This is a genomic window from Mesorhizobium sp. M4A.F.Ca.ET.020.02.1.1 (assembly GCF_004022645.1).
Taxonomy (GTDB): Bacteria; Pseudomonadota; Alphaproteobacteria; order Rhizobiales; family Rhizobiaceae; genus Mesorhizobium.
In genome coordinates this window covers 1-8,362 of the sequence record NZ_RZOI01000211.1, presented here as the reverse complement: position 1 = coordinate 8,362, position 8,362 = coordinate 1, and the positions used below count along the sequence as shown (strand labels likewise).

Genomic DNA, 8,362 nt, shown 5'->3' with positions numbered 1-8,362 from the left:
GGTCCGGCCGCTGATACTGAAGCCGTCCTGGGGAGTCAAAGGCGATCTGCCGCGCACGGAAACAGAAAACCCGCGCCTCCGGGGAGGCGCGGGTATGTTGCCTGGGCGCGTGTGGCGCCGCGGTACTCAAAACATCACCGCAGGACTGGGACGGTGCCGCAACATGGTGAAGATAGGTTTAACGCGGGCTCGAATGAGGTTCACGGCGACGCTCCCGCCTGTGGATAAGCCAGGCCATTTGCAGGCACCTGAAAATGCACGTATCTGACCATGTTCGTGGGCGGAGAGGCAAAGCTTGAACGAAGGCCGGAAAGAGGCTTGTCAGCCCGGGACTCGCGTCGTTCTGGCGGTTCGGCGACATGGGCCCATCATCACGCCGGGCATGCTGCCGGGCGACGATGGCGACAACATCAACGGCCCGTCGCTGATCAGGGTACCCGACTGGCTGCCGGGCCGGCTCGGCGCCTACTATCTCTATTTCGCCCACCACACGGGCACGTATATCCGGCTCGCCTACGCGGATTCGCCGCAGGGTCCGTGGCGGGTCCATCCCGGCGGGGCGCTGTCGCTCGAACAATGCCCGTTCCTGCGAGAGCACATCGCTTCGCCGGACGTGCATGTCGATGATCAGAGCCGCCGCCTGGTCATGTATTTTCACGGACCGACCGAGGCCGGCGGCCGTCGCCAGACGAGTTTTGCTGCAACCTCGCCCGACGGCATCCATTTCGAGCCCCGTCCGGAGCCGCTCGGGCCATCCTATGCGCGGATCTTCCGCCACGGTGGCTGGTGGTACGGGCTTTTCGGCACCGGCACCGTCACGCTGTCGCGCTCCAGCGACGGGCTTTCGGGCTTCGAGCCGGGCCCCGTGTTGTTGCCTGCCTCGGGCCGCCGTCTCTCCCCCAGGCATGTCGCCGTGCAGACATGCGGCGAGCGGCTCAGGGTCTACTACACGCGCCGGGGCGATGCGCCGGAGCGGATCCTCCACGGGACCGTCGACCTCGCGCCGGACTGGCAACGCTGGAAGGTGCGGGGCAAGACCGAACTGCTGCGGCCGTCATGTGGATTCGAAGGCAATGGCGAGCCTGTCCGGCGCAGCCGGACGGGGCTGGCAAGAGGCCGGGAAAACGCCTTGCGCGATCCGGCGATCTTCGAGGAGGACGGCCGGACATGGCTGCTCTATGCCGCCGCCGGCGAGAGCGGCATAGCGCTGGCCGAAATCCATTCGATGCCGGAGCGGATGGCGGACCGGCTTGCCAGAACCATTCGCCGGGTGGCCTCGCCGCTGTCGGAACGGCTTCGACGCCTCGGGATCCGGACCAAGCAGCCCAGGCGGATATTCATAGCCGGCTGCGCGCGCAGCGGAACCACGCTCGCCCGCCGGCTGATGGGCTGTTTCGACGACACCTATGTCCATGAATTCGAATCGCCCTTTCCAAAGCTGCTCGAACTGAAACGCCCGCATGCCAGTCTCGTCGTCAAGCGCACTGCCCAAAGCCACGAGCAGCTATGGCAACTGCCCGCCGGCATCGGCCTGATCTATTGTGTGCGCCATCCTTTCGACGTGCTGACCAGCGCGCATCCGCAGACGGTGCATCTGCGCCCCTTTCATGTCACGACCGAACGCTGGGGGGCGGAGTATGCCGGCTTGAACCGGTTGCGCGAGGCCCAGCCGGCGCGCAAGATCCTCTACCTGCGCTATGAGGATCTGATTGCCGAGCCGGATGCCGCGCAGGCGAGGATCTCCGGCGCGTTCGGCCTCGCGCCGGCGATCCGCTTCAGCGCCGATGCGGATAATCCGATCCGCGCCACCTCGTTGCGGAAATGGGAACGCAATGAGGCGCTCAGGACCTATCTCCAGGGTCTGCCGCCGGCCTTCCTCACCCGCGTCGAGATGTTCTGCCGCGAATTCGGTTATGAGTTGCCGTCAGATCTGAACGCCGGAAAGGGCGAACGTGGACAGTGAGTCGCGTCATCGAGCGCCTGCAGCGGCGCATGATCCGCCCGCTGGCAGCCGACCAGAACGCAGGCGGAACACGCGGCGGGTGGCGCTCGGGCGATCTTGCCTTTAAGACCATCGCCTCGACCAAACCGGGGACCATCGGGTGATGCATAGATCGGCGGCGAGCGTCCCGGCGGATGCACGGGATGCCAAGCATCGCGTCCTCAAGGACGTGTTCGGCTACGACGATTTTCGCCCCGGCCAGGCCGCTGTGATGGAAGCGCTGCTCAACGGCCGCCATGTGCTGGCGGTGATGCCGACCGGCGCCGGCAAATCGCTCTGCTACCAGGTCCCGGCGCTGGTGCTGGGCGGGCTCACCATCGTCGTGTCGCCGCTGGTGGCGCTGATGCAGGACCAGGTCGCGGCGCTGCGTCTGGCGGGTGTGGCCGCCGACACGATCAATTCCTCGCTCGACCGCGAGGCCAATGTCGCCGCCTGGCGCCGTGTCGCGTCGGGCCAGACGCGGCTGCTCTATCTCGCGCCGGAGCGGCTGATGACCGAGCGCATGCTCGATGCGCTGGCCAGGCTCGACGTCCGCCTGATCGCCATCGACGAGGCGCATTGCATTTCGCAATGGGGGCCAGCGTTCCGGCGCGAATATGAAGACCTGTCGCGGCTCGGCGGCATCTTCCCGGATGTGCCCGTCATCGCGCTGACGGCGACGGCGGACGAAGGGACTCGCGCCGACATCGAAGCCCGGCTGTTCTCCGGGCGCGTCGAGACCCTGGTGCTGGGCTTCGACCGGCCGAACATCAAGCTTGCCATCGAGGCCAAGCAGGACAGCAAGCGCCAGTTGCTGCGCTTCATCGAACGCCATCCAGGGCGCAGCGGCATCGTCTATTGCCTGTCGCGCAAGAAGACGGAGGAGGTGGCGGCCTTCCTCGAGAAGAACGGCGTCACCGCGCTCGCCTATCATGCCGGCATGAGCAAGGACGCGCGTGAAGCGAATCAAAACGCCTTCATGACGCTCTCCGGCGTCGTCATGGTGGCCACCATCGCCTTCGGCATGGGCATCGACAAGCCCGACGTCGCCTATGTCGTCCACACCGACCTGCCCAGCAGCCTGGAAGCCTATTACCAGGAGATCGGCCGCGCCGGCCGTGACGGCCGGCCGGCAGAGGCGCATATGCTGTTCGGCCTCGGCGACATCCGCACGCGCCGCATGTTCATCGACGATGAAGATGCGGCGCCCGAGCACAAGCGCCGCTCGCATGGCCGGCTCGACACGCTGATCGGCTATTGCGAGACGGCGCAGTGCCGGCGCCAGGTGCTGCTCGGCTATTTCGGCGAACTGGCCGAGCCGTGCGGCAATTGCGACAACTGCCTCGAGCAGGTGCCGCGCGCCGACGGCAGCGCCGAGGCGCGGTTGATCCTTGCCGCCGTCGCCCAGAGCGGCGAACGTTTCGGCGCCGCCCATGTCATCGACATCCTGCTCGGCCATGAGACCGAGAAGGTGCTGGCCAGGAGCCACCAAAGGCTTGCCAGCTTCGGCAGCGGCATGGCGCACAAGCGGCCTGCGTGGCTGTCGCTGATCCGCCAGCTCGTCGCAGGCGGGTTTCTCGTGCCCGATCCGGCCGGCCATGGCGGTATCGCCATCTCCGACAGCGGCCATGTGCTCGGTCGCGGCGAGGGCTCGTTCGAGTATCGCGTCGAGACCCGGCACCGCTCCATGCGCGGCAAGGCGCGCTCCGCCGAGGGTGGCGGAGCGGACATGGAAGGCGTGGATGCCGCGCTACTCGCCACGCTCAAGACGCTGAGGCTGCGCCTGGCTAAAGAACGCCAGGTGCCGGCCTATGTCGTCTTCTCCGACCGCACGCTGATCGACATGGCCGACCGCCGCCCGCGCGACCTCGACGCCTTCGCCGAGGTGAACGGCGTCGGCGAGGCCAAGCTGAGGGAGTTCGGCGAGGTCTTTCTCGAAGCTATCGCGGGGCATCGCGCGGTCTAGGTCAGGCGCAACCGCCGAGACCGAGGGACAAACTCCCGGGCCGCGGACGCCCTGTCTGCCCAGACCACGTCCGGCGATCGCAACCGCGCATTCCGGCCGGCAGTTGCCGAACGCCGATCGGCAGGAGCCACGTTCCGCTGAATTTTTCCCCCGCCGCGGCGAAATTCCGACAAAGGCTGTGCCGGAAAAGCTCTAGGTACGACGCTGCTGGAGGAACCAGCGCAGGTTTTGAGGGCTGTCAGCCCCAAGTGGAATGCACGAATGACGATAATCATCGACAATGCCGCAAATTGGCGCGACATCGCGCGCGTGGGAGACGGCGAAAAGCTGGCGTTGGCGCCGGCCGCCTGGGATCGCATCGCGCATGCGAACCGCATCGTGGCAAGCCTCGTCGAAAAGGGCATCCGCGCCTATGGTGTGAATACGGGCGTCGGGGCGCTTTCGAGCCAGGTGGTGGCGCCGGCCCTCCAGGAGAAGCTCTCGCGCAACATCATTCTCAGCCACGCTTGCGGCGTCGGCGAACTGGCGCCCGAACGCGGCATCCGCGCCATCATCGCCGTGCAGGTGGCAAACTTCGCGCATGGCCATTCGGGCGTGCGGCCTGAGATCGTCCGCAATCTGCTCACCTTCCTCGAGCGCGGCTGCATTCCGGAAGTTCCTTCTCGGGGATCCGCCGGATATCTCACGCACAATGCCCATATAGCGCTGGTGCTGATCGGCGAGGGCATGGCAAGGGTCGCCGGGCGCAGGATGAACGGTCGCGAGGCTTTGGCCGAGATCGGCCTCGAGCCGCTGGTGCTGGGCGCCAAGGAAGGTTTGAGCCTCGTCAACGGCACGGCGTGCGCAACCGGCCTGACAAGCATCGCGGTGGCTCGCGCCGAGCGTCTATTGGGTTGGGCCGATGCCGCCGCGGCGCTCACGCTGGAGGCCGCCGGCGGGCAGATGGCGGCCTTCGACGAAGATGTGCTTGCCATGCGGCCTTCGCCCGGCATCCAGTCGGTTGGCGCTTCATTGCGGCGCCTGCTCGACGGCAGCGGGCTGATCGCGGCTGCGCATGGCAGTCGCACGCAAGACGCCCTCAGCCTCCGCGCGGTGCCGCATGTGCATGGCGCGGCGCGTGAGGTGCTGGAGCGTTCCGCGCAACTGGTCGATCGTGAACTGGCTTCGGTAACCGACAATCCCATCGTATCCGGCTCGCTCGATGACCCGCGGGTGTTTTCGCAGGCGCATCCGGTCGCGGCCGCGCTCGGGCAGATCGCCGACGGGTTGACGATTGCGCTGGCGCAGGTTGCCGCCATGAGCGAACGTCGCATCGACCGCCTGGTCAATCCGCTGGTCAATAATCTGCCGGCATTTCTGGCGGCGGAAGGCGGTTGCAATTCGGGCTTCATGATCGCCCAGTACACCGCCACTTCGCTAAGCAACGTCAATCGGCGCCTTGCCGCGCCGGCAGCAACCGACGGCGGCGTCACATCCGGCTTGCAGGAAGATTTCCTGGCGCACCCGACGGTGGCGGCCAACAAGCTCTTGGCGGTCATCGACAACGCCGAATATATTCTGGCGATCGAACTCATGGCAGCCGCGCAAGCGCATGATTTCCTGTCAGACCGCGCGGCACGGGCGCCAGGGACCGACGCCATCTATCGCGCCATCCGCCAGCGCGTCGCGCACTACAGCGACGACCGCCCACTGTCCTGGGACATGGAAAGGCTGCGCGATTTCATCCGCGAGGCCGATGTGGGCCAGTGAAAAGCAGATATCGGGAGAGGCTCCGAGCCGCCCGCCTGCGCCAAAGCTTCGGAGGGGCAACCTGCTTCGCGATAGAGCGGGCTGTTCCGCGAAGCTCGGAGTGCGAGCAGGCTGGCGGAGAGGGAGGGATTCGAACCCCCGATGCCCTTGCGAGCATGCCGCATTTCGAGTGCGGTGCATTCGACCACTCTGCCACCTCTCCGCGGTCATGGTCGGCCGTTGCCGGCGCGGCGCACTAGATAACGACTGGACGTAAAGGTTACAAGGCCAAATCTGCCGGATGAGCGGCTTCTTTGACGCGGTGTCGATTTGGTCACGGCCAGGCGGCTCCGACGGGCCGGCAGACGGCCAGTCCGCGAGCGTCATGGTCCGCCTCGCATACGGGCGGCAGCCGGCCCAGGCATCGCGAACTGCCGGACGTTCATGGTGTCGGCTGCTTGCCTTGACTTTGACCGGACCTTCGGTTAGGGAACGCGCGCAATCGGCGTGGAGGGTTCTTCCGCGCCGCTTGTTTTTTGAACCCGCAGACTGACAAAAAGACGGCCGAACCGCTCGATGCGGTTCATCGAGGCCGACCGAACAGCGAAAGGCAAAAAATGTTCGCAGTCATCAAAACGGGCGGCAAGCAGTATCGCGTCGCCGCCAACGATCTCCTGAAGATCGAGAAACTCGAAGCCAAGGTCGGCGACATCGTCGAGATCGGCAATGTGCTGGCGCATGGCGAGGGCGAGAACGTCACCTTCGGCGCGCCGTTCGTCGATGGCGCTCTGGTCACGGCCGAAGTCGTCGAACAGGGCAAGAACCGCACCGTCATCGCTTTCAAGAAGCGCCGCCGGCAGAATTCGCGCCGCAAGATCGGCCACCGCCAGCTTCTGACCACCGTCAGGATCGCCGAGATCCTGCTGGGTGGCGCCAAGCCGGCGAAGAAGGCCGCCGCCAAGCCGGAAGCCAAGGCCGAGGCTGCTGTCGAGGCGAAGGCCGAAGCCGCTCCGAAGGAGGCCAAGGCCAAGAAGGAAGCTGCTCCGAAGGAAGAAGCCAAGGCCGAAGCAGCCGCCGCGCCGCTGTTCAAGGCGCCGAAGGGCGAGCCGGACGACCTGACGGTGATCAAGGGCATCGGCCCGGTTGCCGCCAAGGACCTCAACTAGCAGGGGATCATCACCTTCGCGCAGCTCGCCAAGCTCACCGACAAGGACGTCGCCAAGATCGACGAGCACATGCCGTTCAGCGCCGACCAGATCAAGGACTGGCGCGAGCAGGCCAAGGAGCTGGCGAAGAAGTAAGGCGGAGCCGGCGAAACGATCGCCGGATCGGACTTGAAACGGAACGCGAACGCGTTCATAAGACCATTCAAACGCCCTCGCGGCGTATCGGAGTTAGTTAGATGGCACACAAGAAAGCTGGCGGTTCGTCGCGCAACGGTCGCGACTCGCACTCCAAGCGGCTCGGCGTGAAGAAGTTCGGCGGCGAAGCCGTGCTTGCCGGCAACATCATCATTCGTCAGCGCGGCACGCAATGGCATCCGGGCACCAACGTAGGCATGGGCACGGACCACACCCTGTTTGCGCTCGAAGCCGGCGCAGTCGCCTTCAACAAAAAAGCCAACGGCCGAACCTACGTCTCGGTGAACCCGATTACCAAAGCAGCGGAGTAGCCGGTTCCGCACCACAACACCGGCACCCATCTCGGGAACCGGTGTCTGGCCAGGCCAGGAAAAGGATCAGGGGAGATGGGTTTCCATCTCCCCTTTTTCTTTGCCTGGAGGACTGAAAATGGTTGCCGAAGCGGAAGACACGGACGACGAAAGTTACGCGATAGACTGCCCGGTGCTGGCCACCGAGCGGCTGGTGATGCGCGCCCCGCGCGACAGCGACATCGGGCAACTGGTGGCGCTCGCCGACAATCGTCACGTGGCCGAGATGCTGGTTCGCATGCCGCATCCCTACGGCGAGGCCGAGGCACGCGCCTTCCTCGCCATGGCGGCGTCGCGTCGCGCCGGCATCGTCTACGCGCTGACGCTTGCCGGCACCGGCACCTTCGTCGGCTGCGCGGGGCTCAACACCACCGATCGCGGGCTGGAGCTCGGCTATTGGATCGGTGAACCTTACTGGAAGCGTGGCTACGCCACGGAAGCGGCGCACGCGCTGGTCGACCTCGCCTTCCAGAGGACCTCGATCCAGGTGCTGCAGGCCTCGACCCGGGTCATCAACCCGGCCTCTCGCCGGGTCATTCACAAGTGTGGCTTCCAGTATGCCGGCCAGGGCATGCTGAACTCGATCGTCGCCGGCCAGGTGCCGGTCGAGCGCTACCGGCTCGATCGCAAGACGTGGACCAGCTTGCGCAACTGGGTCCACTTTTGATGTGTGCCGATATTCAGGTGAGGCCGGTCTGCAAACGTTGGTTTCCTGTGCTTCCGGTGCTCACGTGCCTCAAGCACGCTCCGCTCCGGTTCTCGGAAACCAGCGTTTTCGACTCGGCCTGACCTGAATCTCGACACACATCAGCGCATCGCTTCGACAGTTCGGAAAGTTTTCCAGGTCAATCCAATTCGGCCCAGACCGGCAGATGGTCCGAACCCACCGCTTGCCGGTCGACCCAGAGGCGCTTCAGCGATCTGGCGAGCGAGGCGCTGGTGAAGATGTAGTCGATGCGCTTGTGGCGGCTCGCAT

General features: G+C 65.6%; 6 protein-coding genes, 1 tRNA gene and 2 pseudogenes. 7 read left to right on the top strand and 2 right to left on the bottom strand.

Going from position 1 to position 8,362, the window contains the following annotated elements; translation table 11 throughout:
- Positions 1-382 precede the first annotated feature (382 nt).
- From EN742_RS39370 to hutH, 4 genes are all read left to right on the top strand, one after another.
- The gene (locus EN742_RS39370; RefSeq protein WP_245482189.1) at positions 383-1,963 is read left to right on the top strand and encodes a hypothetical protein; all 1,581 of its coding nucleotides are present in this window, start codon (positions 383-385) and stop codon (positions 1,961-1,963) included.
- Positions 1,960-2,106 (top strand): hypothetical protein, encoded by a 147-nt coding sequence (locus EN742_RS38115; protein ID WP_189347473.1) that lies wholly within the window; start codon positions 1,960-1,962, stop codon positions 2,104-2,106. The genes EN742_RS39370 and EN742_RS38115 overlap by 4 nt, the downstream gene beginning before the upstream one ends.
- Positions 2,106-3,947 carry a DNA helicase RecQ gene (gene recQ / locus EN742_RS15375; protein ID WP_127404737.1) on the top strand — a complete coding sequence of 614 codons (1,842 nt, stop codon included), beginning with the start codon at positions 2,106-2,108 and terminating at the stop codon, positions 3,945-3,947. Before EN742_RS38115 ends, recQ begins: the two co-directional genes overlap by 1 nt.
- A 261-nt stretch (positions 3,948-4,208) precedes the next feature.
- Positions 4,209-5,696, top strand: coding sequence for a histidine ammonia-lyase (hutH, locus tag EN742_RS15370; protein ID WP_127404734.1), 1,488 nt, complete (start codon positions 4,209-4,211; stop codon positions 5,694-5,696).
- Positions 5,697-5,808: 112 nt separating this feature from the next.
- Here hutH and EN742_RS15365 read toward each other — a convergent pair.
- Positions 5,809-5,898, bottom strand: a tRNA-Ser gene (locus EN742_RS15365).
- Between the two features lie 394 nt (positions 5,899-6,292).
- On the opposite strand from EN742_RS15365, the pseudogene EN742_RS15360 reads away from it, so the two are divergent.
- From EN742_RS15360 to EN742_RS15350, 3 genes and pseudogenes are all read left to right on the top strand, one after another.
- A pseudogene (locus tag EN742_RS15360) lies at positions 6,293-6,976 on the top strand (50S ribosomal protein L21).
- A gap of 101 nt (positions 6,977-7,077) precedes the next feature.
- Positions 7,078-7,347, top strand: a complete 270-nt coding sequence (gene rpmA / locus EN742_RS15355; protein WP_127404970.1) for a 50S ribosomal protein L27 — start codon at positions 7,078-7,080, stop codon at positions 7,345-7,347.
- 118 nt (positions 7,348-7,465) lie between these two features.
- On the top strand, positions 7,466-8,053 hold the full coding sequence (locus EN742_RS15350; RefSeq protein WP_126057797.1) for a GNAT family protein: 588 nt from the start codon (positions 7,466-7,468) through the stop codon (positions 8,051-8,053).
- A gap of 178 nt (positions 8,054-8,231) precedes the next feature.
- Here the strand turns inward: EN742_RS15350 and EN742_RS39365 are convergent.
- A pseudogene (locus EN742_RS39365) lies at positions 8,232-8,362 on the bottom strand (EEP domain-containing protein); the annotation flags it as partial.

Coding starts and splice junctions, on each gene's coding strand:
- hutH (WP_127404734.1), top strand. CDS start 4,209: ATGACGATAATCATCGACAATGCCGCAAATTGGCGCGACATCGCGCGC.
- EN742_RS39370 (WP_245482189.1), top strand. CDS start 383: ATGCTGCCGGGCGACGATGGCGACAACATCAACGGCCCGTCGCTGATC.
- rpmA (WP_127404970.1), top strand. CDS start 7,078: ATGGCACACAAGAAAGCTGGCGGTTCGTCGCGCAACGGTCGCGACTCG.
- recQ (WP_127404737.1), top strand. CDS start 2,106: ATGCATAGATCGGCGGCGAGCGTCCCGGCGGATGCACGGGATGCCAAG.
- EN742_RS15350 (WP_126057797.1), top strand. CDS start 7,466: ATGGTTGCCGAAGCGGAAGACACGGACGACGAAAGTTACGCGATAGAC.